Source organism: Pseudoalteromonas sp. PA2MD11 (assembly GCF_017808125.1).
GTDB classification, from domain to species: Bacteria; Pseudomonadota; Gammaproteobacteria; order Enterobacterales; family Alteromonadaceae; genus Pseudoalteromonas; species Pseudoalteromonas simplex.
In genome coordinates this window covers 107,645-131,954 of record NZ_JADKNF010000013.1, presented here as the reverse complement: position 1 = coordinate 131,954, position 24,310 = coordinate 107,645, and the positions used below count along the sequence as shown (strand labels likewise).

At 41.0% G+C, this 24,310-nt stretch carries 17 protein-coding genes; 13 read left to right on the top strand and 4 right to left on the bottom strand.

The features are described 5' to 3' along the window. The first annotated feature begins 3 nt into the window (after window positions 1–3). From malQ to rluF, 10 genes are all read left to right on the top strand, one after another. Complete coding sequence (malQ, locus tag ISP07_RS14765) at window positions 4–1,980, top strand: 4-alpha-glucanotransferase (protein ID WP_209328042.1); 1,977 nt, start codon at window positions 4–6, stop codon at window positions 1,978–1,980. Further along, on the top strand, window positions 1,980–4,217 hold the full coding sequence (gene glgB, locus ISP07_RS14760) for a 1,4-alpha-glucan branching protein GlgB (protein WP_209328041.1): 2,238 nt from the start codon (window positions 1,980–1,982) through the stop codon (window positions 4,215–4,217). Before malQ ends, glgB begins: the two co-directional genes overlap by 1 nt. Further along, complete coding sequence (glgX, locus tag ISP07_RS14755; RefSeq protein WP_209328040.1) at window positions 4,207–6,264, top strand: glycogen debranching protein GlgX; 2,058 nt, start codon at window positions 4,207–4,209, stop codon at window positions 6,262–6,264. Before glgB ends, glgX begins: the two co-directional genes overlap by 11 nt. After that, the gene (locus ISP07_RS14750) at window positions 6,257–8,779 is read left to right on the top strand and encodes a glycogen/starch/alpha-glucan phosphorylase (protein ID WP_209328039.1); all 2,523 of its coding nucleotides are present in this window, start codon (window positions 6,257–6,259) and stop codon (window positions 8,777–8,779) included. Before glgX ends, ISP07_RS14750 begins: the two co-directional genes overlap by 8 nt. Before the next feature lie 18 nt (window positions 8,780–8,797). Next, window positions 8,798–10,099 carry a glucose-1-phosphate adenylyltransferase gene (gene glgC / locus ISP07_RS14745; RefSeq protein ID WP_209328038.1) on the top strand — a complete coding sequence of 434 codons (1,302 nt, stop codon included), beginning with the start codon at window positions 8,798–8,800 and terminating at the stop codon, window positions 10,097–10,099. A gap of 122 nt (window positions 10,100–10,221) precedes the next feature. Then, the gene (locus ISP07_RS14740) at window positions 10,222–11,760 is read left to right on the top strand and encodes a glycogen synthase (protein ID WP_209328037.1); all 1,539 of its coding nucleotides are present in this window, start codon (window positions 10,222–10,224) and stop codon (window positions 11,758–11,760) included. A gap of 91 nt (window positions 11,761–11,851) precedes the next feature. After that, complete coding sequence (locus ISP07_RS14735) at window positions 11,852–13,066, top strand: EAL and HDOD domain-containing protein (protein ID WP_054551975.1); 1,215 nt, start codon at window positions 11,852–11,854, stop codon at window positions 13,064–13,066. 7 nt (window positions 13,067–13,073) lie between these two features. Next, on the top strand, window positions 13,074–14,156 hold the full coding sequence (locus tag ISP07_RS14730; RefSeq protein ID WP_209328036.1) for a DUF418 domain-containing protein: 1,083 nt from the start codon (window positions 13,074–13,076) through the stop codon (window positions 14,154–14,156). 50 nt (window positions 14,157–14,206) lie between these two features. After that, entirely contained in the window at window positions 14,207–15,286 is a 1,080-nt protein-coding gene (locus ISP07_RS14725; protein WP_228290629.1) for an ABC transporter substrate-binding protein, read from the top strand. 89 nt (window positions 15,287–15,375) lie between these two features. Continuing rightward, window positions 15,376–16,320, top strand: coding sequence for a 23S rRNA pseudouridine(2604) synthase RluF (gene rluF / locus ISP07_RS14720; protein ID WP_209328034.1), 945 nt, complete (start codon window positions 15,376–15,378; stop codon window positions 16,318–16,320). Window positions 16,321–16,774: 454 nt separating this feature from the next. Here the strand turns inward: rluF and ISP07_RS14715 are convergent, their stop codons facing one another. The 3 genes from ISP07_RS14715 to ISP07_RS14705 form a co-directional block, all read right to left on the bottom strand. Next, window positions 16,775–16,963 (bottom strand): hypothetical protein, encoded by a 189-nt coding sequence (locus ISP07_RS14715; protein ID WP_209328033.1) that lies wholly within the window; start codon window positions 16,961–16,963, stop codon window positions 16,775–16,777. Between the two features lie 656 nt (window positions 16,964–17,619). Then, window positions 17,620–20,691 carry an efflux RND transporter permease subunit gene (locus ISP07_RS14710; RefSeq protein WP_199529503.1) on the bottom strand — a complete coding sequence of 1,024 codons (3,072 nt, stop codon included), beginning with the start codon at window positions 20,689–20,691 and terminating at the stop codon, window positions 17,620–17,622. Beyond that, window positions 20,691–21,776, bottom strand: a complete 1,086-nt coding sequence (locus ISP07_RS14705) for an efflux RND transporter periplasmic adaptor subunit (RefSeq protein ID WP_199529504.1) — start codon at window positions 21,774–21,776, stop codon at window positions 20,691–20,693. The genes ISP07_RS14710 and ISP07_RS14705 overlap by 1 nt, the downstream gene beginning before the upstream one ends. 117 nt (window positions 21,777–21,893) lie before the next feature. Here ISP07_RS14705 and ISP07_RS14700 point away from each other — a divergent pair, with 117 nt between their 5' ends. Together ISP07_RS14700 and ISP07_RS14695 are read left to right on the top strand one after the other, a co-directional pair. Continuing rightward, window positions 21,894–22,805 carry a LysR family transcriptional regulator gene (locus ISP07_RS14700; protein ID WP_194441382.1) on the top strand — a complete coding sequence of 304 codons (912 nt, stop codon included), beginning with the start codon at window positions 21,894–21,896 and terminating at the stop codon, window positions 22,803–22,805. Then, a complete protein-coding gene (locus tag ISP07_RS14695) occupies window positions 22,789–23,097 on the top strand; it encodes an MGMT family protein (RefSeq protein ID WP_324616131.1) in 309 nt (102 codons plus the stop codon). Before ISP07_RS14700 ends, ISP07_RS14695 begins: the two co-directional genes overlap by 17 nt. On the opposite strand, the gene trhA is transcribed toward ISP07_RS14695, so the two are convergent. Beyond that, window positions 23,094–23,723 carry a PAQR family membrane homeostasis protein TrhA gene (gene trhA / locus ISP07_RS14690; RefSeq protein ID WP_054551983.1) on the bottom strand — a complete coding sequence of 210 codons (630 nt, stop codon included), beginning with the start codon at window positions 23,721–23,723 and terminating at the stop codon, window positions 23,094–23,096. The two genes, ISP07_RS14695 and trhA, sit on opposite strands and share 4 nt — an antisense overlap. A 258-nt stretch (window positions 23,724–23,981) precedes the next feature. On the opposite strand from trhA, the gene ISP07_RS14685 reads away from it, so the two are divergent. Beyond that, window positions 23,982–24,260 carry a hypothetical protein gene (locus tag ISP07_RS14685; RefSeq protein ID WP_138616580.1) on the top strand — a complete coding sequence of 93 codons (279 nt, stop codon included), beginning with the start codon at window positions 23,982–23,984 and terminating at the stop codon, window positions 24,258–24,260. The last annotated feature ends 50 nt before the right edge of the window (window positions 24,261–24,310 follow it).

The following is a 24,310-nucleotide window of genomic DNA, read 5'->3' as shown; positions in this document are numbered from 1 at the left end:
TTGATGCACTCACTATCTCAGTTATATTACCTGCATGGCATAGGCTATGAATATACTAAATACACTGGTGAGCATGTTATTTTCGATGAAAGTACACGCAAGCAGGCGCTTAGTTGTTGCGGTATAAATACCCAAGATTCTGATGTAATAAACCAACTTAATTTTGCATTAGATGCAGGTACTTGGCTGAACTTGTTGCCTCATACAAGCATTATTGAGGCACACCATCCAATTTTGAAAGTACGCGTTGATGAGCGTTTATTAACACGCTCATGTACTCTAAGCGTGCCTTCGCTTGATATTCATTTTACTTGTGAAAACTTGCAAGGTTTAGCTGTACTAGGTGATTACGGCCTAAACGGCATTCGTTATATTGAGCTTGCATTGCCAGTTCCTGAAATGCCAATCGGTTACCATGATGCACTCATTACAGTGGCAGATCAGCAAGCTCACAGTCAGCTATGGATCACACCTAAAGAAAGCTTTTCTATTGATGATAAAAAGCGTTTGGGCTTATCCATTCAGCTTTATAGCTTATGCAATGAAGAGGGGTTAGGAATTGGTGATTTCGCTGATTTAACAAAACTTATTAAAGCAGCCGCGACTAACAATATGGATTATGTGTTGCTTAATCCGCTGCATTTACTGTTTGAATACAGTCCTGAGAGGGCGAGTCCTTATAGTCCAAATAGCCGAGCGTTATTGAACCCGCTGTATATCGCTGTGTCATTATGCGAAGACGCCAAAAATAATAATGCACTTGATAAATTATTGGCAAATAAACCGCAAACCGATGCGACTTACATTGATTATACATCGGTTAGTGATTTTAAATATCAAGTGTTTAGCTGTTTATATCAACAATTTTGTGAGTTTGCTTCAGAAGAGCGAAAACAGCAGTTCGCTCGTTTTTGTGAAACCCATAAACGCAGCCTGTCGACCATGTTGGTTGGCGACCGTGATTATGCTAGCTATTTACAATGGCAAGCTCACCTTCAATTAAATATCTGCCAGCAAGCTGCCCGTGATAGCGGTATGGCAATTGGCCTTATTAATGACTTAGCCGTTGGCTGTGCAGGTGATGGCAGTGAGTTCAAAAGCCAAAATGAGCTATTTGCCGAAAATGCTCATGTTGGAGCTCCGCCAGATCCTTGGGCTGAACATGGTCAGAATTGGGGTTTGCCAGCACTGAATCCACAAAAGTTAAGTAAAGACAACTTTGCTTTTTATCGCTCACTTATCCGGGCCAATATGGAAGATGTGGGTGGTCTTAGAATTGACCATGTAATGGCAATTCGCCGTCTTTGGTGGTGTTTTGAGAATAATTCCCAGCAAGATGGTTGTTATGTTTATTATCCGTTTGAACAGTTATTAGCAGTGCTTAAAATTGAATCTCATCTTAATCAATGCGTCGTAATTGGTGAAGATTTAGGTGTGGTACCTAATGAAGTGCGTGAAGCATTAAAAGCAGGTGCAATCTATTCAAATGGGTTGTTCTACTTTGAAAAGGATTATCAAGGCGAGTTTTTAGCGGCTGAGCATTTTGCGCCCCATAGCCTTTTAATGATAGCCAACCATGATGTACCACCATTCAAAGGCTGGTGGATTGGCCACGATATTACGATTAAACAACAATATGGTTTGCTTGATGATGAGCAAACTCGGGCTCAACTCGATGCGAGAAACATTGAAAAGCATCGTATGCTTAATTTTATCGCACGAGAGTCACACCAGCATTTATCGTTAGAAACAGATGCCTTTACGGTTTATGAAGCGTTGGCATCCTCATTAGCGGCAGCACCAGCAAAGTTATTTACTATTCAAATAGATGACTTAGACCAGCAAATACTGCCTGTAAATATCCCCGGTACTGATAAAGAGTACCCAAATTGGCGGCGTTTATTGTCGCGTCCAGCTGCGCAGATTATCGAAGCGCAACAGTCATTCTTAGCCAATTTAATTTCGATAAGGAATCAATAATGCGAAGTCGTGTTCGTCAAGAGCAAAGTGCACAATCTGTTATTTATCAAAAACAAATCGATGCATTAGCCAGTGGTTGTTTTAGAGATCCTTTCAGCTTTCTTGGGGCGCATAAAAGTGGCCCTACAAGCTATGAAATTCGTTGCTTTTTGCCTGGCGCAAGCAGTGTTTCGATTCTGCTTGGCACAGAAAAAATCGTTGCGCAGCAACAAGGTGATAGTCATTTATTTGTCGCAAATATCAAATCAAAAACGAAACCTGACTACCAGCTGGATGTTAGCTATAGCAATGAATTTACTCATCAACAATATGATGAGTACAGCTTTGAAAGCAGCTTAGATGAACAGGCAATGTATCTGTTTAATGAAGGCAGTTTAGAGCATGCTTATCAACATTTTGGTGCACATTTTGTGACTCAACAAGGGGTTGATGGTGTTCGCTTTACAGTGTGGGCGCCGAATGCCAGTAGTGTATCGGTTATTGGTGAATTTAATTATTGGCAGCGTAATCGTCATTTTATGCGTTTTCATCCTGCCAGTGGGGTATGGGAGTTATTTATTCCTGGGCTTAAAGAGCATCAATGCTATAAATTTGCTATCACCACTCTAACAGGAGAAGTGCTTGATAAAGCCGATCCATTTGCGTTTAAGATGCAACAAGCACCGGGTACTGCGTCAGTACTGCAAAAGCTAAAAACGGGTATTCAGCTTTCTGAAAGGGCGTTAGCAAATCGTGCAAAACGAAACAGTGTTGATGCGCCTGTTAGTATTTATGAAGTGCATGCGGGTTCTTGGCAAAGGCGAGATGACGGCGAGCGCTATCTCACATGGCGTGAACTTGCTGATAATCTTATTCCTTACACAAAAGAGCTTGGCTTTACGCATCTACAATTAATGCCAATCAGCGAGTACCCATTTGATGGTTCTTGGGGTTATCAACCTGTTGGATTATTTGCCCCGACCAGTCGCTATGGCAGCTTTGAAGATTTTGTTTACTTCGTCGAGCAATGTCACGAAGCCGATATTGGCCTTATTCTTGACTGGGTACCTGGTCATTTCCCAAGTGATCCTCATGGTTTACATCGTTTTGATGGCACCCATCTATACGAACACGCTGATGTGAGACAAGGTTTTCACCCTGATTGGAATACCTATATCTACAATTATGACCGCGCAGAGGTTCGTAGCTTTCTGATTGCGAATGCAATGTACTGGCTACATGAATTTGGTATTGATGGCTTACGTGTGGATGCGGTTGCTTCAATGCTCTATTTGGACTATAGCCGTGAAGAAGGGCAGTGGGTTGCAAATCAATACGGCGGCAGAGAAAACTTAGGCGCTATTGAGTGCTTAAAACAAGTCAATATGCGCTGCTATGCAAAAAATCCGGGCATTATGATGGTGGCTGAAGAGTCAACTGCGTGGCCGGGTGTTACGCGCCAAGTTGACCATGATGGTTTAGGTTTTGGTTATAAGTGGAATATGGGGTGGATGAATGACAGTTTGCATTATATGCAGCGCGATTCCCTTTACCGTTCGCATCACCACCATGAAATGACCTTTTCGATGGTTTACGCCTACAGCGAGAACTATATTTTACCGCTTAGCCATGATGAAGTGGTGCATGGTAAAGGCTCATTAATTGAAAAAATGCCAGGGGACGACTGGCAAAAGTTTGCAAACTTACGTGCATATTATGCCTTTATGTGGGCGCATCCAGGTAAAAAATTATTGTTTATGGGTGCTGAAATCGCCCAGCGTAAAGAGTGGAATCACGACCAATCGCTTGATTGGCATTTACTTGAGCATATTAGCCACAGTGGCATGCAGCAAACGATTAAAGACTTAAATGCTGTTTACACTAGTACGCCAGCTTTATACGAGCAAGATACCAGCCCAGCAGGTTTTGCTTGGCTCGACAGCAACAATGCTGAGCAAAGTATGTTTAGCTTTATTCGCTATGCAAAGAAAGCAGAAGATTTTGTGGTTGTGATCTGTAATTTAACGCCACAGGTGTATCACGACTACGTGATAGGTGTGCCAAAAGCTGGTACTTATCAAGTTATTTTGAACACAGATAAAGCGGACTATTTTGGTTCTGGCGTTGATGCAACTAGTCACGCAGAGCAAATCATCGTAAGCCAAGCGATTGAAAGCCATGGCTTTAATCAAAGCATCAGTGTGTCTTTGCCTGGTCTTGCGACAATTTACCTTAAGAAGGTGAGCGATGAGTCATAGTGTTGAACTCGAAGTTGGGGTGAGCTCGCCTTTAGGGGCATCTGTTGTTGGTGAGGGCGTAAACTTTGCTGTGTACGCACCACAAGCACAACATATGTCTCTGTGCTTATTTGATAGCAGTGGTCATTCAGAAATTCTCACCCTAGCGATGCATATGAACGAAGGCGGTATCTGGACACTAAAAGTGAGCCCTCTGAAAAGTGGCGCCTTGTATGGCTTTCGCGCTGATGGTGAGTACGCACCCGAAAAAGGACTATTTTTTAATAATCACAAATTGCTGTTAGACCCTTATGCGCGTGATTTATATGGCGAGTTTACGTGGAGTGAACGTCACTATGGGCAAATGCCTGTAGGAAAGTTAAGTCAGGTTAATAATGCCATTGATATGCCAAAATCTCGAGTCCGGGAGCTGTCACCTTACACAGGTAAAAAGCCGAATCACAGCTGGGGTAAAACGGTTATTTACGAATGTCATGTAGTTGGTGCAACCTGTCGTCATCCTGAGATCCCAAAATCGTTACAAGGTAAGTTTTTAGGTTTAAGCCATCCTAGCTTTATTGAGCATTTACGCACTATTGGGGTGACTTGCCTAGAATTATTACCTATTCATGCATTTATCAGCGAGCAGTTTCTTACCGCTAAAGGTTTACAAAATTACTGGGGCTACAACACACTTAATTTCTTTACTCCACATAAAGAGTATCTCGTTAATGATGATATTAGTGAGTTTCAAGAAATGGTGGCAGCGCTTCACAAAGCGGACATAGAAGTAATACTCGACGTGGTTTATAACCACACTGCAGAGGCGGGCACAGATGGGCCTATTTTATCACTACGTGGCTTAGACAATTTAGGTTATTACCGCACTGTTGCTGATAAACCCCAGCATTATATTAATGATACCGGCTGTGGTAACACGGTAAATATTGATTCGCCTCGCTCTTTACAGCTGGTACTTGATAGCTTGCGTTATTGGGTTGAAGTTATGGGGATTGATGGTTTTCGTTTTGACTTAGCAACCATTTTAGCGCGTAACCCGAATGGTTTTAATCAGGCGCATGCGTTTTTCCAAGCGATTAATCAAGACCCTGTATTAAGCCAAGTTAAACTCATTGCAGAGCCTTGGGATATAGGCCCAGGAGGTTACCAATTAGGGGCTTTTCCGGCACCGTGGCGTGAATGGAATGATAAATATCGCGATACGATAAGACGCTTTTGGAAACAAGAACAGGGCGTAATTGGTGAGCTTGCAAAACGTTTACATGGTTCGTTTGACTTGTTTGAGCATAACCTACGTGGGCCACTTAACAGTATCAATTTTATCACTAGTCATGATGGTTTTACACTTGCTGATTTAGTTAGTTACGAGAATAAACATAACGAAGCCAATGGCGAGCAAAATCGTGATGGACACAGTGACAATCACTCATTCAATTGTGGCGTTGAAGGGTTTACCAATGACCCACAAGTGAGCAAATTACGCTTACAGCAACAAAAAAATATGCTGTTAACTTTGTTGCTTTCTAAAGGCGTGCCTATGCTTTCATTAGGAAGCGAAATGGCACACTCACAAGGTGGTAACAACAACGCCTATTGTCAAAACAATCGCACAAGTTGGCTTGCATGGAAAGACTCACAATTTAGTCATCCTCTTACACGTTTTATTGACGATGTTTTGCGCATTCGTAAGCAGTTCAGCATTTTTAAACACCGCTTTTTTGTTCACGACAATGACCCGCGTTATGACGTCGCGTGGTTCACTGAATCAGGCACCAATATGCAACAAGACGATTGGCATCAAGGCGATCGCCAAGTGCTGATATACAGCCTGACAGACAAGCACACAAATCAAGCTTTATTGATCATATTAAATGCAGGATCAGAGCCTGTAACTTGCCAACTTCCTAACTTAGATAAAGGAAAATGGCAGTTAGCGCTGACCAGCATTCATCCAATGTCAACTCAGTTTGTTGACAAGGAACACGAGATTGCTGCAATGAGCAGCTGGGTTTTTACCGCCAATTCAGAGGATCTTAATCATGGCTAAAAATGCCGATCAAGTATGTGTTGTTAAGGGCTGGCAGGATGCGCCTACAGTTGATGAAAGTACCTTAGACGATGATTTATCACGCCATTTTTATTACACCCTTGGACGTGACAAAGTAGGTAAATCACAACTGTATTTATACCATGCATTAGCATTAACTATTCGTGACCGATTAGTTGCTCGTTGCCGAGTAACAAAACAGCAAATTCATGAACAAAAACGCCGTAAAACAGCTTACTTGTCACTTGAATTTTTAATGGGCCGCGCCCTTGGCAATGCGATTTTAAACTTAGATTTAGATGAGCAAGTAGCTAAGGCGTTGCAAGAATACTGCACCGAACTTGAGCAAGTTGCGGAGGCTGAGCATGATGCAGGTCTAGGTAATGGTGGCTTAGGGCGCTTAGCTGCATGTTTTTTAGATAGCTGTGCAAGTCTTGCATTACCAGTGGTTGGCTATGGTATTCGTTATGAATATGGCATGTTTAATCAAGCTATTGAAAATGGTCATCAAATTGAACAACCAGATAATTGGTTACGCGAAGGGCACCCGTGGGAGCTGAGTGCGCCAGAGCAATCAAAACGCGTAAAATTCTTCGGTCGTGTTGAAAGCTATACTGATAAACAGGGTCGTGAACACCGCCAATGGCTAGACTCTCATGATGTCTTAGCTGTCCCTTATGATGTGCCGATTCCGGGTTACAAGAACGATATTGTAAACACCCTACGTTTATGGAAATCAGAAGCCACTGACGAATTTGATTTAAGCGAGTTCAATGCGGGTAGTTACTCAGAAGCTGTAGCGCGTAAAAACTTAGCTGAACAAATTACGATGGTACTTTACCCAAATGATAGTAGCGAGAACGGTAAAGAGCTGCGTTTACGTCAGCAATACTTCTTATCATCGGCGAGTCTACAAGACATCATTGATATCTGGGTTAGCAAACATGGCGAAGACTTCTCTGACTTTGCTGATTACCATGTTTTTCAATTAAACGATACGCACCCAAGTATTGCTGTTGCTGAGCTTATGCGTATTTTGGTTGATGAGTATGAGCTAGATTGGCAGGAAGCGTGGTCTATCACGACTAAGACCATGGCTTATACAAACCACACTTTACTTCCTGAAGCATTAGAGAAGTGGTCAGTATCTTTATTTGCCCGATTACTACCGCGTATCTTAGAAATTATTTATGAAATCAATGCGCGTTTCTTAGCCGAAGTTGCGTTAGCTTGGCCTGGTGATGTTGAAAAACAGCGTGCGCTATCGCTTATCGAAGAAGGCCCTGAGCCGCAAATTCGCATGGCATATTTAGCGATTGTGGGTAGTTATTCGGTTAATGGTGTGGCAGCACTTCACACTGAGCTGCTTAAAGCCGGCTTATTTAACGAGTTTTATCAGCTATGGCCAGATAAATTCAATAATAAAACTAATGGTGTAACTCCGCGTCGTTGGTTAGCACATTGTAACCCTGAATTAGCAAAATTGCTTAATCAACACATTGGTGATGAATGGGTTGCTGACTTTAGCAAAATTAGCCAGTTACGCCGTCTATATGACGACTCTAAATTCCATAAACAATGGCAAGCTGTAAAGCACACTAATAAGCAACGCCTTGTTGAATTAGTAAAAAACCGCTGTGGTGTACAGTTTGATGCAGAAATGATGTTTGACGTGCAGGTTAAACGTATTCACGAATATAAGCGTCAGCTATTAAACGTACTGCACGTTATTCACCTTTACGATCGTATTCGCCAAGGCGATACAGCAAACATTGTTCCTCGCTGCGTGCTACTGGGCGGTAAAGCTGCACCAGGTTACTACATGGCGAAGAAAATCATTAAATTAATTAATAACGTAGCAGAAGTGATCAATAAAGATCCGCTTGCTAAACCGTATTTAAGAGTTGCTTTTTTACCTAACTACAACGTAACAGCCATGGAAACTATTTGCCCAGCAACTGATTTATCTGAGCAAATTTCTACAGCAGGTAAAGAAGCATCTGGCACAGGTAACATGAAGTTCATGATGAACGGTGCTTTGACTATAGGTACGTTAGATGGCGCTAACATCGAAATTCGTGATGCTGTGGGTGCTGACAACTTCTTCTTATTTGGTGCACGTGCAGAGCAAATTGATGATATCAAAGCGCACTATAATCCTGAGCAGATTATTCACCAAACTGACAGCCTCTATAAAGTAATGCAATTACTCGAGAGCGGTCACTTCAATTTGTTTGAGCCTAATTTATTTGACGACATTATAGCGGCGATTAAGAGCCCGCACGATCCATGGTTAGTCGCTCATGATTTTGCCAGCTTTGTACAAGCGCAAGAGCAAGTTGAACAAGCCTACTTAGACACTGCACACTGGACCAAAATGAGTATTTTGAATACTGCAGCCAGTGGCATGTTTTCGAGCGATAGAACCATTAGTCAATACAGTGACGACATCTGGCATTTGGAGCCATTAATGGATACTAGTGCACAGCAAAACACACAGAAGAAAAGCAGCTAGCTTAAGACGGAGAGAGTTATGCCAAGTTATGCAAACCGATATATAAGTAGTTTAACAAGAGAAACGTATGCCCTCATCTTAGCAGGAGGGCGAGGTTCACGTTTACATGAATTAACAGACTGGCGTGCTAAACCAGCAGTCTATTTTGGTGGTAAACACCGAATCATCGACTTTCCACTGTCGAACTGTATAAATTCAGGTATTCGTCGAGTTGGTATTGCTACTCAATATAAGTCGCACTCGTTAATTCGTCACGTAAATCGTGCATGGGGCCATTTCAAAAAAGAATTGGGAGAATCAGTTGAAATACTTCCTGCCTCTCAGCGAAAGGGAGATGACTGGTATTGTGGTACAGCTGATGCGGTATTCCAAAATATGGATATTATCCGCCATGAGCTGCCTAAGTATGTGATGATCCTCTCGGGTGACCACGTTTATTGTATGGACTACGGTGGTTTGTTGGCTAAACACGTTGAGACAGGTGCTGATATGACGGTATGTTGTATTGAGGTACCTTGCGAAGAAGCTGCAGATACATTTGGTGTAATGACAGTTGATGAAAGCAATCGTGTTCGTCGTTTTGATGAAAAACCTGCTGAGCCTACTTCTGTGCCTGGTAAGCCAGGGACCTGTTTAGCATCAATGGGTAACTATATTTTCAATACTGAGTTCTTATTTGAACAATTGAAAAAAGACGCTGAAACTGAAGGTTCTGGCCGAGATTTCGGTCACGATATTATCCCTGCTATTATCGAAGAGCATAACGTGTTTGCCTATCCGTTTAGAGATTCTAACACCGATGGTCAGCCGTATTGGCGTGATGTTGGTACACTTGACTCATTCTGGGAAGCCAACATGGAGCTGGTAATGCCACAGCCACAGCTTGACCTTTATGATCCAAAATGGCCAATTTGGACTTATCAAGAGCAGTTACCACCTGCTAAATTCATTTTTGACGATGATGACAGACGTGGTATGGCAGTTGATTCAACAGTATCAGGTGGCTGTATTATTTCTGGTTCTAAAGTTAAGAAGTCACTACTTTTCTCGAATGTATATGTTCATTCATTCTGTGAAATCGAAGAATCAGTGATATTACCAGGTGTTAAGATCAACCGAAATTGTAAGATTAGGCGTGCTATTATTGACCGTAACTGTGAGATCCCCGAAGGACTTGAAATCGGTTACGATAACAAAGTCGACAAAGAAAATGGCTTTAGAGTCTCGAAAAAAGGGATTGTGCTGGTCACTCGTGATATGTTGAATGAGCTTGCAAAGAAGTTAGAGCAACAAGAGCAAGATAATAAACGCCTTGCTTAAGCAATCGCGCTAAGACAAAAGGGAGGGCATGTCCCTCCTTTATTTATATTTGAATAATACCAGTTTGCTTAATTAAGTATTATTGCCAATTGGTATAAAAGTTTTATGGAGTACTGCAAAGCATGCATGTATTGATGGTAGCTGCAGAGAATGATGCATTACCGAATGCAAAAGTCGGTGGTGTAGCGGATGTTGTTAGAGATTGCCCTAAAGCGTTAGTAGAAAAAGGCCTTAGTGTTGATGTGGTGATCCCAGATTATGGCTTTGAGTATTTAGAGCGGCATCACATAGGTGTAGTGCATGTGCCCTTTGCAGGTCAAATGCAAAAACTGGATGTGTGGAAGCTTGCTAAAAGTGAAGAAGGTATAACGCAACTGCTTATTTCTCATTGGGAATTTAGCCGCCATAACGGCGCTGTTTATTGTAATGATGAACCGGGCCGTCCGTTTGCAACCGATGCAAGTAAGTTTGCTCTTTTTAACGCTGCTGTTTGCGAAGCCTTATTACAAGGGCTTATTCGCACGCCGGATGTTGTGCATTTACATGATTGGCACAGTGCTTGTGTTGCTCTATTACTTAAATCAGATAGCCGCTACAGAAAACTAGCTCACTTATTTTTAGCTTACACAGTACATAACCTTGCATTGCAAGGGATACGTCCTTTCAAAGGTGATAGCTCAAGCCTAGAAGCCTGGTTCCCAAGTTTAGGTTATAACGGCGAAAGATTATGCGATCCGCGCTATTTTGATTGCTTTAACCCAATGCGTACTGCTATTAACCTGGTTGATAAAGTACACCTTGTTTCGCCAACTTATTGCCAAGAAGTACTGCGTCCAAGTGATGCTGAAAAAGGTTTTTTTGGTGGTGAGGGACTTGAAGCTGACTTGCAGGCTGCCTATGAACAAGGGCGTGTAGTGGGCATTCTTAATGGTTGCGAGTACCCAGGAATGAAGCTTGAAGACATCAGCTTAGCGAGTCTTTATCAACATGCCGAAAATGCGTTATTTCGATGGATGGCAAAAAGCCCAGTATTAGATCCAAGCTACTACATAGCGCATCAACGATTACTTCAATTTAAAACTCGGCCGTTTTCTGGGCCATTAGTAACCAGTGTGGGTCGTTTAACGGACCAAAAAGCACTGTTACTTCGTCAGCCTTATGATAAAGGGCTTGTGTTAGATGAGTTATGTCAGCGTTTAAAACAACATCACGGCTACATGATTATTTTAGGCTCTGGGGATACTGAACTTGAGCACATCATGACATCAGTTATGGCACGTCAAGATAACCTGCTATTTTTAAAAGGTTATGCGCATTATGTTGGTGAATACATGTACCACTTAGGCGATTTATTTTTAATGCCAAGTTCATTTGAGCCGTGTGGTATTAGCCAGATGTTAGCAATGCGAGCAGGACAGCCGTGCTTAGTACATGGTGTAGGTGGTTTACGTGATACAGTAGAACATCATGTGAGTGGTTTTAGTTTCCAAGGCGAGAGTTTGGCATCACAAAGCTACGAACTTGTTACTAGTTTTAGTGATGCGCTTGAACTTAAAAAATCGCAACCAGAAAAATGGTGCTCAATATGTGAACAGGCTAGAAATGCCCGTTTTACGTGGCAATCCGTTGCAGAAGGCTATTTATCTGGCTTATATCAATAAAAAGTAAGTGATTCATGGTAATTAGGTGACTTTTTTACCAATTTCAGCTATTAATTACTTAGTGTGATATAAAATAAGAAAAGTAGGTAAAGTGGCTGTATTTGTTGCTAGGCAAGCGGTCTTTAATCGTCGTCAACAAGTTGTCGCCTATGAGCTACTATTTAGAGATAGTTTACAAAATAGTTTTCCTGATGTGTCAGAGAGCACGGCAACGGCTCGCCTAATTATGGAAAACCAGCTCAATTTAGGTACTCGTCATATAACGTCGGGTAAAAAAGCATTGATTAATATTGGTCCAGAGTCTTTGAAGCTGGACCTTTGCGCATTTTTGCCAACAAATGATGTCGTGATTGAGTTACTTGAAACCATTGAGCCAACGGACGAAAATTACGAATATTGCCGTGAGTTATTTCATAACAACTATAAATTAGCGTTGGATGATTTTGTTTACCAACCCGAATGGGACCGTTTTTTAAAACTTATTCGTTTAATAAAGTTTGATGTTCAGCAAACCCCTTTTGAAGAATTGGCCCCGATTGTTCATAAATTAAAAAAGTATCAAAAGATAAAGCTATTAGCTGAAAAACTCGAAACAGCTGATGATTACGAAAAAGCGCATAAAATGGGCTTTGATTTTTTTCAGGGTTATTTTTTTGCTAAACCGAAGATGATTCAGCATCGTGATATTGATTACAATTATGCGCTGGTATTATCGATTTATGCACAAGTCATGCGCCCAGATCCAGATATCAGTGAAATCGCTGGTTTGTTTTCTTTAGATACTGCACTTGCTTATAAACTGTTACGTTTAATAAATAGCGGTGTTTTTCCTATAAAGAGTAAAATTGGCTCATTAAAACAAGCGCTTGTTTATTTAGGTCATGAACGACTTAAAAAGTTTGTTAGCCTAATTATTACTGCCCACAGTGCCCAGTCAAAACCAGCCGAGTTGACTCGGCTTTGTGTTGTAAGAGCCCGTTTTTGTGAATTAATCGCTCAGCGTGTTGCTAAACAGCAAACTGGTGAGGCATTTTTAACAGGGCTATTTTCATTACTTGATGCCATATTAGATCAACCTATGGAAAAGTTATTGGATAGATTGCCGTTTCCTGACGAAATTCATGCTGCTCTCATGCAAGAAAAAAATATCCTCTATTATATACTTGAAACGGTTAAAGCGTACGAAACTGGTAGCTGGTGGGCGCTTGAACAGGCTGTTGCCTATCTAAGTATTGAAAGCGCAGATCTTCCCAAGATATACGAAAATGCAGTAAATTGGAGTGATAGCTGCAGGCAAAACCTATAAGGGATTTATGCGCAATATAAATATGGATGTGTTACGGGGTATTGCGGTACTCGGCTTGATGTTTATGAACATCTACACCTTTGCTGTGTTTGAGTATGACTATACCCCAAGTGCTACGCCACCCTTTTCAGACTCGCTAATTTTCACTATTAATACCGTGTTTATTGATGGGCGTTTTAGAAGCCTTTTTTGCTTGTTATTCGGAGCATCTTTAGTTATTCAATGGCAGCTTTGGCAAAATGTTGAAAAACAACATAAACGGCTAAAAGTTTTGGCATTTATAGGCCTTGCCCATGGTTTTTTATTATGGGCTGGTGATATTTTGTTTATTTATGCTTGTGCAGGCTGGTTAACGCTTAAATTTAGTCAGCAAGATGAAGAAAAAAACTTGCGTATGGGTATGTTGTTTTTACTTCTCGGCGCCTTTATTTCATTCTTACTTACCTTTGTAGAGCCAGATTTTAACCCTGTAACGAGAAGCTCTGAGAGCTTTTTAATGGCGTATGATGCAGCGTATTCTTCTTACTTCGCAGGATTCGTCAGTAACTTTTTGATATTTATCATAATGCTTATTGCTGTACCCCTTATCACTGTGTGGATGGCCGCAGGGTTAATGCTGATGGGTGTCTATTTATATAAGAAAGGCGTATTCATTCATGGTTTAACAAACTCCCAGTTCAAGTTGATTGTTCCAGCTGCGATAAGTTTAACGGCCCTGAGATTAATAATCGATCCAAACCAGAGTGTCTTTATGTACGCGATTGTAGAACCAATTAATTGGTTGGCTGCTTTATCCATGGCTATTTTTTATTGCCACATTATTGTGAAAGTAGTTAAGAATATCCCTAATAACTGGTTGCTGCTACAGCAAGCTGGGCGTATGTCATTGACGTTATATTTGATGCAAACAGTCATATTTATATTGTTTTTTAAAGTTGTATTTCCTACTGCTGCGCTTAGCTTTGATAGAATAGATTACTGGTTAGTTATTGCTGTTATGCTTGTTTTTCAATTGTTTTTTTGTAAATTGTATAGTATGTATTTTAAACAAGGTCCGTGCGAGTTAATTTGGCGAAAATTATCTAATTAATTCCTCGTATACAATAATTATAATAGAGTGAGGCGGTAATGCGGATTTGCTTGTTTGTTCTAACCTTGCTTAGCTATTCACCGCTATATGCTGGCGAGCAATTCTCTGTGCTGTTAGTTAACCCCTCAGTTAAAAGTGATTTATTTTGGCAAAGAGTGACTAATGTGATGCAGGTTGCTGCCAAGCAAAATAATGTCGCTCTTACAACAATTTATGGCGGTGGAAATCGCCACATTCAATTAGCTGAGCTGAAACAATACCTTCAATATAACGCTAAACCCGACTACGCAATTTTAATTAATTACCCAGGTGGTGCAGAGCAGTCAATGACCTTGCTTGAGCAGCACAAAATTAAATTTATCACTCTTGAAGAAACGATTGTTGGCGTAGAGCGAGACGAAGTCGGTAAACCCCGTCAGCGCTTTAAGTATTGGTTAGGTGAAGTATTTCACGATAACTTCAAAGCCGGTGAGCAACTTGGCAAAGCCTTACTTGATGAGGCAATAAATACAAAGCAAACGCCTCATTTTGTTGCTATTAATGGCCATTATGGTACTGAATCTGACACCCGCAGTGATGGCCTCGTTCATTATTTACGTAAACAAGATGTTGAGCTTGAGCAAGTTGTCTATGCAAATTGGAGTAAGCAGGAGGCTGCGAATAAAGTAAGCCGATTATTGCAACGACACCCTGATAGCAATGTGATTTGGTGTGCGTCTGATTTAATGGCGCAAGGCGCCCTAGAAGCTGTGAAAGGTAAAACAGATAAAGCCTATTTCATAGGTGGCATAGACTGGCTTGATGATAATTTAGACTTAATTGAACAACAAAAACTCACGGCCAGTGTTGGCGGGCATTTTATGATGGGAGCGTGGGCACTAATTAGCGTGGTCGATCATCATAATGGCAACCCTTATTGGCAAAATCACGATGCGATTAAGTTTCAGCTTGGGGTGATCACAAAGCACAATATTCAAAGTTATCGCTGGCTGAGAAATATCAAAGATTGGTCGGTTATCCCTTTTGAAGTCTTCTTACTGCAAAACAGTAAAAGCACTGAGTACGCCTTCGATTTTGATACGCTACATAGTTTATTGAGCGAAAAGCCCAAAAACGCAGCGCAACACTAAAAGTGTAGTCAAAGAGCCTAGATTCTACCTAGCTTGGTAAAGGCTTCTGGTATAAACTAGCGGCTTTAAAATCCAGACAGAAGTGTGCCATGACAGAGTTAAAGCGATTAAATAAATTTATCAGTGAAACAGGTTTTTGTTCACGCCGTGAGGCAGATAAATATATTGAAGAAGGTCGTGTTACTGTTAACGGCAGCTTGCCTGAAATGGGCGTAAAAGTCAGTGACGCCGATGATGTACTTATTGATGGCAAACCTTTAAAAGCAAAGCCTAAGCTGGTTTATATTGCCTATAACAAACCTGTTGGTATTACTTGTACGACTGAGCGAAAAATCCAAAGCAATATTGTTAAAGCAGTTAATTACCCCGAGCGTATTTTCCCAATTGGGCGCTTAGATAGACCTTCAGAAGGCTTAATTTTCTTAACTAACGAAGGCGACATCGTTAATAAAATTCTTCGCGCTGGTAATAATCATGAAAAAGAATACGTAGTAACGGTTGATAAACCACTTAATCGCCAGTTCGTGAATAAGATGGCAAATGGCATTCCTATCCTCGATACCGTTACTAAAAAGTGTAAGGTTAAACAAACCGGCCCGCAGCAATTTACCATCGTGCTAACACAAGGCTTAAACCGCCAAATACGTCGTATGTGTGAATATTTAGGCTATGAAGTGGTGACTTTAAAGCGCACACGAATTATGAACGTGACCCTAAAGGGTTTAAAAGTAGGGCAGTGGCGTCACTTAACCGAACAAGAAATGGCTGAGATCAATAACTCAATTGCAGATTCAGGTAAAACGGAAGAGCGTTCAATTGATGAAAACAAACAGCCAACGCAAGCTCGTGCTAAGCAAAAGCCACGCAATGAAGAAGAAAAAAAGCGCGACTTTTCTAAATACGTGAAAAAAGCACGCAGTGATGCCAAGCAAGGTCAATCAAGAGCAAAGGCTGGCAATTCTCACTCATCAAAACCAAATCAAACGAAGCGAAGCAGTACTAAACGCACCGGCACATTAAGTCTGAAAAAGTAAGCTTCAGCGCATTAGAGCCCTGACTAGTCTTTACTGGTTCCCTTCAGGGTTCTAAATGATAATGATTTCAACCCTAGCCTTTATTAGGGGCAATGGCATCAGCTTCAAGACGGTCTCTTTTCTGTTTAAATTCTTTTTTAGTGAGTTTTTTCGCGATAATATCGATAAGTTGATGTTTTCTTACAAAGAATAGCTCTTTTGTATGGTCATCTTCAAATAGTAATGTAATAGCGCTACTTTATTGTTTTTAACACTTGCTTCAATCAATTTGAGTCCATTCACAATCAAGTTAGGTCTAAAATACAGAGCAATTTGACTGTGTTGTGGAAAGTCGTAATGAGATTCAACAGCACGGTTTGAAACAGAATCACACCCGAACTCAAAATCGGCTGATTGTTGCCCTTCACAAATATCTGCGACTGGTGTGCCTATTTCCCCAAAAATCCATCTTGAGTTAAATATCAATCCATCTTGAGTTAAATATCAATCCATTTTGTCCTTCAATTGCTAAAACAGCATCGGATAAACTTTCAACGGCAACGTGAAAAGCCACATTAGACTCATGCTGATAGTATGCTTTTTCATTGGCACTTAAAGTTCCACTGAGTATTGCAATCAGTAAGTAAAAACCACTTCTAAACATCTTAATTCTTCAAGTACTAAATCAGCAGAAATAGGTTAGCACACAAGCTGATAAGTTAATCATTAAACAGACACCCACTTTATTTAGAGCCATAACCAGATCATCAAATTGGACAGCCACGTTAAATAAATTTCACGAAAGCTAGTGCGCTTCCCCAAAAATGGACACCCACTTTAAATGGAAATCCACTTTAAAAGTAACTAGACACCCATCTTAAATAACGTTAACTAGACACCCACCTTAACCCACCTTAAATAACAAAAATTTATGCTAGACACAGGCGAGCTCTCGGCACCCGACTTTACCGAGAATAATAAATAAGTTAATAATTGATAGCTGACCAATTTTGCACGGCTAATAAACAGGGTTATCAATGGCTAGCTTTCAGAATGTATTTATCTTTATTGCATCCCTATTGTTTGTTGGTTATGGGGTGTTGGGATTATTAACGGATAAAATTCGTGTAGGTAGCCGAAGTTATACAGGGAGCATTACCACCATCTATAGGCACCAAGAACCAGTGCGCTTTTATTTTTGGTGTTGCTTATTTTTATTTGCTGGCTGTGGAGGATTTTATTACCTTTTAAAATAATAGGTAATAAAGAAAAAGCCCTAACAGTTTGCTGATAGGGCTTTTGGTTGAGAGTCAATCTGTATTAATTGGCGTGACGCTGTTTAGGTACTTTGATCTTAAACAGCATGGTATAGAGCACAGGCACAACAATCAGTGTTAGCACTGTCGCAAAACCAAGACCAAACATAATGGTTACCGCCATTGACTGGAAGAATACGTCAAATAGCAGTGGGATCATGCCTAAAATGGTGGTAATTGCTGCCATCGCTACAGGGCGAACACGGCTTACACCTGAGTCAAATACTGCTTTGTAAGGGGCTTTGCCGCTATCAAGTTCAAGGTTAATTTGATCAACTAATACAATGCCGTTTTTGATGAGCATACCGCTTAAGCTCAGTAAGCCAAGCAATGCCATGAAGCTAAATGCTGCATTCATTAGTAATAAACCAGCTGATACACCCACAATGGCAAGTGGCACTGTTGCCCAAATCACTAGAGGCTTTTTAACTGAATTGAACAGCAATACAGTTATAGCGAACATGGCTAAGTAACCAAGAGGTAATGAGCCAAAAATCGCTTTTTGCGCATCTGTTGATGACTCATATTCGCCGCCCCATTGCAATTCGTAGCCACGAGGTAGTTCAATAGCTTCTATGTCTTTGCGAACACGTGCAAACAGCTTCGCTGGAGTTTCATCGCCAATAACATCGTGGTCGGCCATTACAGTGATGGTACGCTTACGGTCACGTCGCATGATCAAGCTGTCTTCCCACTCAACAACAAAATCATCAACCACTTGTGTCACCGGAACAAACACTCCTAACACTGGGCTGTAAATTTGTAAGTCACGCAAGCTTTCAACGTTTAAACGCTCTTCAGCAGGTGAGCGAGCAATAATAGGCAGCATTTGCGTGCCGTCTTTATATACGCCCACTTGTTTACCCGATAAGCTAGTTAACAGCAGCTGATCAAGGTCTGATTTAGCAATCCCTAAACGACGGGCTTTTTGCTCGTTAAATTGTGGACGAATTAACTTCGAGCGAGCACGCCAATCGTCACGAATATTAAATGCCCCCGCATCTTGATGCAGAATGTCTTTCGCTTCTTTTGCTAATTGGCGAAGTACCACAGGATCAGCACCAGAAAAGCGCGCTTCAATTTTTGCATCTGTTGATGGGCCAATTTCCATACGTTTAACTTTAAGCTGAGCATCAAGTACATGTTCATGTTGGTAATCGCGTACTTTTTTAATCATGGTTGTAACAGCTTCGCGGTCTTTTACTCGAATAATCAATTGCCCATAGGCTGGGTATGATTTCTCAGGTGCGTAAGTCAGCATGAAACGCGGTGCACCTTGACCAACCGTTGTGGTTATTTCTTCAACCAGTGGGTCGGCTTGTAAGAATTTTTCGAGCTTTGCAACACCATCCATAGTGGTATGAATATCAGCGCCTTGTGTATGCCAATAATCAACATAAAACATAGGAGTATTCGATGCTGGGAAGAACGACTGCTTGATAAATTTAAAGCCATAAACTGAGCTAACAAGCATGATCACCATCAGCAGTAGCGTGGTTTTACGGTACCGCATTGCTGTATGTAACACGCCTTTATAAACATTAAAAATAACACCTTGATAAGGGTCTTCATCGTGATGCGGCTGTTTTTCAGTGGCTTGTTTAAACATTAAATCAGCGAAAAAAGGCGTTAAGGTAATGGCGGTGATCCAGCTTAGTAACAAGGAAATAAACAACACCCAGAACAAGCTGCCAGCAAACTCACCACTGGCATCTGAACTCAAGCCAATCGGTGCAAAGGCAGTAATTGCAATAACCGTAGCCCCCAGTAATGGCCACTTGGTTTGATTAACGATGTTAGTCGCCGCTTGCAGTTTTGTTTGACCGCGTTTGAGGTTTATTAATATGCCTTCGGTTACTACAATGGCATTATCTACCAGCATCCCTAAAGCTATAATCAAGGCGCCAAGCGAAATCCGCTGTAAATCAATGGCAAACAACTTCATGAAAATGAAGGTACCTAATACGGTCAGTAGCAGTATTACACCAATCAGTACGCCACTTTTAAAGCCCATAAATATTAAAAGTACAATAATAACGATGGCAACAGCTTCAAGTAGGCTGATAATAAAGCCACTAACTGACTTCTCAACCTCTTCTGGTTGGTTATAAACGCTGTTAATTTCCATACCATGTGGTCGTTGATACTCTAGTGACGCTAAATGGGCATCAATATTTGCACCTACATCAACAACGTTAACGCCAGTGCTAAACGACACACCTACCAGTAGTGCTTGCTGCTGGTTATAGCGAATAATATTGTTAGGGACTTCTGCGTACTCACGAAAAACGGTGGCAACGTCACCTAAGTAAATAAGCTCATTTTCACCAGGCTTAGAAATCAGTAGGTTTTCGAGCTCTTTTACGTCTTTAAATTCACCGGTTGGGTGTAAGCGAATTGATTCATCGCCAACACGCACTTTACCAGCGTTCGACACGCTATTTTGAGTTTGTAAAAGTTGATAAATACGATTAGGCGAAATACCTAACTGGGCAAGCTTGCGGGTTGAAATCTCAACCATAACTTGTGCTTGTTGCTCACCACCCACTGTTACTTTACTAACGCCATCAACCAAAACAAGCTCACGTTTTAAATAATCAACGTAATCTTTTAGCTCATCGTAAGAGTAACCATCGCCAGTGACTGCATACATCACCCCGTATACATCACCAAAGTCATCCATAATCTTGCTTGGATAAACACCTGAGGGCATCGACGATGCCTGATCATTGATTTTACGACGCAGTTCGTCCCATATTTGGCGTAAGTCTTGTTTACGATAATTGCTTTTCATCTCGACGGTAATTTGCGATTTACCCGGTGATGAAATACTGGTTACGTAATCAACATACGGCAGCTGTTGAATTGCATTTTCAATAGGGAAGGTGACTTCTTCTTCAACCTGCTGTGGTGACGCGCCCGGATAAAGGGTGATCACCATGGCTTTTTTTAGGGTGAATTCAGGGTCTTCAAGTTGTCCTAAGCCAAAGTAAGCGACGGTTCCACCAATAAGTAGAAACAGCGCGAACATCCAGCTAATGACTTTTCTTTCAATAGCGAGTGCAGCAAAGCTCATTATAAGCCTCGCTCTTTTTGCCATGGACGCACTTTCATGCCTTCTTCTAAAAAGTGCACACCAGCAGCCACAACGATTTGGCCTTCTTTAATACCTGATAGTACTTCAATGCCATCACGGTGTAATTGGCCAACTTCAACAGCTTGCTTGTGCACTAAACCGGTATTTTCGTCGTAAAGCCACACAAAGCTGTTGTCGTTTTCAGACTCAGTAGGCTCTGAGAATACCGCCTCAACAGGCAGTAATGTATAAGGTGATTGTGAACTGGTGATTTTGCTTAAGTCTATATCAACGCGGCCAGTCATACCGGCAAGTAGATTAAAATCTTCTGGCACAGGTAATGAAAACACAACTTTATACGTTAAAGTAATTGGGTCGGCTTGGGTATCAAACTCTTTAATGGTTAATTGATATGACTTGTTTGGATAACCATCAAATACAACATCAGGTTGATAGTGAACGTCTTTATCGATGCGTGCAATGAGTTTTTCAGGCACTTGAATAACCACATCCATTAGGTCGCGGGTTTCAAGGCGTAGGATGTTTTGTTTTGCTTGAATGTTTTCAAAGTTTTTCACAAATACCTTTGCCACAGTACCCGCGAACGGCGCGCGTAATTCGCTATTATCTAGGTTGGTTTTGGCAATTTTAAGCGCTGACTCAGCAACTTGTTTATTAGCAAGGGCTTGGTCTAACTCAGATTGGCTGGCAATTGAGCGGTTAAATAGCTTTTGCACACGCTCAAGTTGAGACGCTGCAAGTTCATAACGTGCTTTGCGCTCATCATATTGTAGTTGAAAATCTTCAGGATCCAGTTTGGCTAAAAGCTGGTCTTTCTCAACGTGTTGGCCCGCAAGAGCAGGGAACTCAAGTAACTCACCATTTACTCGAAAGGCAAGGTAAGATCCTTGGTTAGCAACCACTTCAGCAGGAAAGCTGCGAATGCTCTGCTCCGAATTATTACCAATATTAAACAGTTTTACAGGGCGAACTACCGGCTCTGCTTCACCTTGTTGTGCTTGCTCTGAACATGCCGCAAGTAACAGAAACATACTGCTCATTAACACGGCGGGTGCCAATCTCATTGTCTTCTCCATAGATAAGAAAGCATAAATTTGCTGCAGGATACGCTGCAAAGATATAAAATAAAAATTATTAAATTTTAGAAACAGCATAAGTTTTATTTATATAGTTTGCCATTAATGAATTTAAATCAATTAATCATTCTAGATGCTATTGTGCAAAGCTCTAGTTTGAGCCAAGCCGCACTTAAATTGCATAAGACTCAACCTGCGCTCACGCTAGCGATTAAGAAGCTGGAGTCAGAGCTAGGTTTTGAGCTGCTAGACCGTAGTCAATATCGATTACACTTAACTGAAAAAGGCCGAATTTTTTATCGAGAAGCCCGACAATTGCTTAATGCAAACAGTGAGTTAAGCTCACTCGCTAAAGAGCTTGCATTAGGTAATGAGGCCAATTACAAAATATGCTACGAGCAACTTTGTCATCAAAACAGCTATAACCAAGTGATCAGTCGTACATTTAAACGTTTTGCCAGTACAGAGTTTAGTATTTCTTCAGGTAAACGTTTTGTATCTCTTGAGCAAGTTAATAGCCATGAGGCTGATTTAGGAATTGGCCCTTGGTTTGATTTGTTTCATGCAACAGGGGATCTAGAAAGTTTGCCAATTGGTAAATTTGATATAGGTATTGTCAGCGCGCCTGATGTGGTGCCAAGTTCAATCACCTTTTCAGAAATTCAAAATTACCCGTGTTTAGCCATGTTTGAAAGCGACTTGAGCTTTGATAGCGATAGGCTTTCTTATACCTTAGGCTCTGCATTAATGAAAATTGACGATATAACCAGTGTTAAGTCGTTTTTACTCTCTGGTGCTGGCTGGGCAATGATCAGTTTGCAACATTGCCAAGCAGAAATCGACGCTGGTTTATTACAACAAATTAAAATAATCGATCGTGAACACCAGTTTGGTGCAGAAATTCGTGTATTTAGACAGCACTCGGTTCATCATGGCCCTGTTGCAAGAGCTATTTGGCAAGATTTTAGCGAGGTCAGTAAACATTATTTGGAGTCGAGTCGTGCAGCAGGCAACTAAAGAAGAGTTAATTTATACCATTATTTGTGCCATTCCTGAGGGGAAAGTTGCCAGTTATGGGCAAGTAGCAAAGCTTGCGGGATACCCTAATAACTCAAGGTTGGTGGGGCGGTTATTAAAAGTGATGCCCGAGGGATCAAGCATTCCGTGGCATCGGGTGGTTAATAGTCAGGGTAAAATATCGTTTCCTGAAGGCAGCAATAAGTATCTTGAGCAACGACAAAAACTACTCAGTGAAGGTGTTACCTTTAATAAAGCTAGAATTAACATGCGCCTGTACCAGTGGGACTAATATACATACAAGCTAATTGATAAGTAGTGACAAACACAGCCAACTAACACGAATACATGCCAAATTGCATGACTGTAATGGCGGGTTTTAGCGCTGTAAAACACAGTACCTAAACTGTAGGCAATCCCGCCAGCTAGCAGCCACCATAAAGCGCTTAAATCAAGGTTCAAATAAAGTGGGTAAACAAGTGCTAAGGCAAACCAGCCCATCAATAAATAGGTAGCGAGAGAGACTTTTTTATTCGTGTTTTTGACCAGTAATTTATACGCAACCCCACTAAGCGCTAAAGACCAAATAAATACCAAAGCGGCAATTGCCCAAGCCCCAGATAACGAAATAACTAAATAAGGCGTGTAGGTACCGGCAATAAGCAAGTAAATCGCACAGTGGTCACATTTTTTATAAATGGCTCGTATGCGCTCTCTGGTACTGGCGTGATATAAGGTCGAGGCTAAAAATAATACCAGTAGACTTGAGCCATACACGATGGCGCTCACCGTAGCTGACACAACTTTAGATTGTGAAATTAAGTCCCACAGTACATATACCGAAAACAGGACTCCCATGCCGTGAGTAAGCACATTAAGTTGTTCTTCTTGGTGTGAATAAGGGAGTTGTTCTGTCATATCTATCTACTAAAAATGAGTGAATAAAACAGTTTCAGTGTACAAGTGTGCGCTGAAGTTGGCAATGCTTATTTTTTCACTAAATGTTGGTCAAAAAATTTAAATTTGTTGGTTATATTAACCAGTCCTGAATGAGGTTGAAAAATAAAATTATATTTAAATTCTTATAAATCAATTAATTAAAAAATATTTTCAGTGTGGCACAACCTTTGATTAAGTAATTACGACTAATTACTTAAAGAGACAAGGAATACCACTATGAATAACTCACTTAAATTAACTACTGCTGCGTTACTTGTATTAGGGTCAACTCAAGCAAGCGCTACTGACTTTGAATTAGATATCAGCAACACAATTACACAATCTGTTAAAAGCTATGTTCAACAAGCGAGTAACGAGCTGAAGGAAAGTGTAATGAACAGCATTGAGTTTGATGCTCAAAAGTTACTAGATACTTACATGAGTGAAGATGCAATTGCTTCGAAAGAAGACGAAGTAAAAATTGCTCAAGCTCCTAAAGCAACAAACAAGCAGTAAGGAAACAAGACAATGAGTAGTGAAATCAGCTTATTTTTACTTATGGTTGC

Excerpts from the sequence above, each read along its gene's own strand:
- malQ (WP_209328042.1), top strand. The coding sequence starts at position 4 with ATGCACTCACTATCTCAGTTATATTACCTGCATGGCATAGGCTATGAA.
- ISP07_RS14705 (WP_199529504.1), bottom strand. The coding sequence starts at position 21,776 with ATGAGATTGGCACCCGCCGTGTTAATGAGCAGTATGTTTCTGTTACTT.
- rluF (WP_209328034.1), top strand. The coding sequence starts at position 15,376 with ATGACAGAGTTAAAGCGATTAAATAAATTTATCAGTGAAACAGGTTTT.
- ISP07_RS14730 (WP_209328036.1), top strand. The coding sequence starts at position 13,074 with ATGCGCAATATAAATATGGATGTGTTACGGGGTATTGCGGTACTCGGC.
- glgC (WP_209328038.1), top strand. The coding sequence starts at position 8,798 with ATGCCAAGTTATGCAAACCGATATATAAGTAGTTTAACAAGAGAAACG.
- ISP07_RS14750 (WP_209328039.1), top strand. The coding sequence starts at position 6,257 with ATGGCTAAAAATGCCGATCAAGTATGTGTTGTTAAGGGCTGGCAGGAT.
- ISP07_RS14685 (WP_138616580.1), top strand. The coding sequence starts at position 23,982 with ATGAATAACTCACTTAAATTAACTACTGCTGCGTTACTTGTATTAGGG.
- ISP07_RS14715 (WP_209328033.1), bottom strand. The coding sequence starts at position 16,963 with ATGTTTAGAAGTGGTTTTTACTTACTGATTGCAATACTCAGTGGAACT.
- glgX (WP_209328040.1), top strand. The coding sequence starts at position 4,207 with ATGAGTCATAGTGTTGAACTCGAAGTTGGGGTGAGCTCGCCTTTAGGG.
- trhA (WP_054551983.1), bottom strand. The coding sequence starts at position 23,723 with ATGACAGAACAACTCCCTTATTCACACCAAGAAGAACAACTTAATGTG.
- glgB (WP_209328041.1), top strand. The coding sequence starts at position 1,980 with ATGCGAAGTCGTGTTCGTCAAGAGCAAAGTGCACAATCTGTTATTTAT.
- ISP07_RS14710 (WP_199529503.1), bottom strand. The coding sequence starts at position 20,691 with ATGAGCTTTGCTGCACTCGCTATTGAAAGAAAAGTCATTAGCTGGATG.
- ISP07_RS14740 (WP_209328037.1), top strand. The coding sequence starts at position 10,222 with ATGCATGTATTGATGGTAGCTGCAGAGAATGATGCATTACCGAATGCA.
- ISP07_RS14700 (WP_194441382.1), top strand. The coding sequence starts at position 21,894 with ATGAATTTAAATCAATTAATCATTCTAGATGCTATTGTGCAAAGCTCT.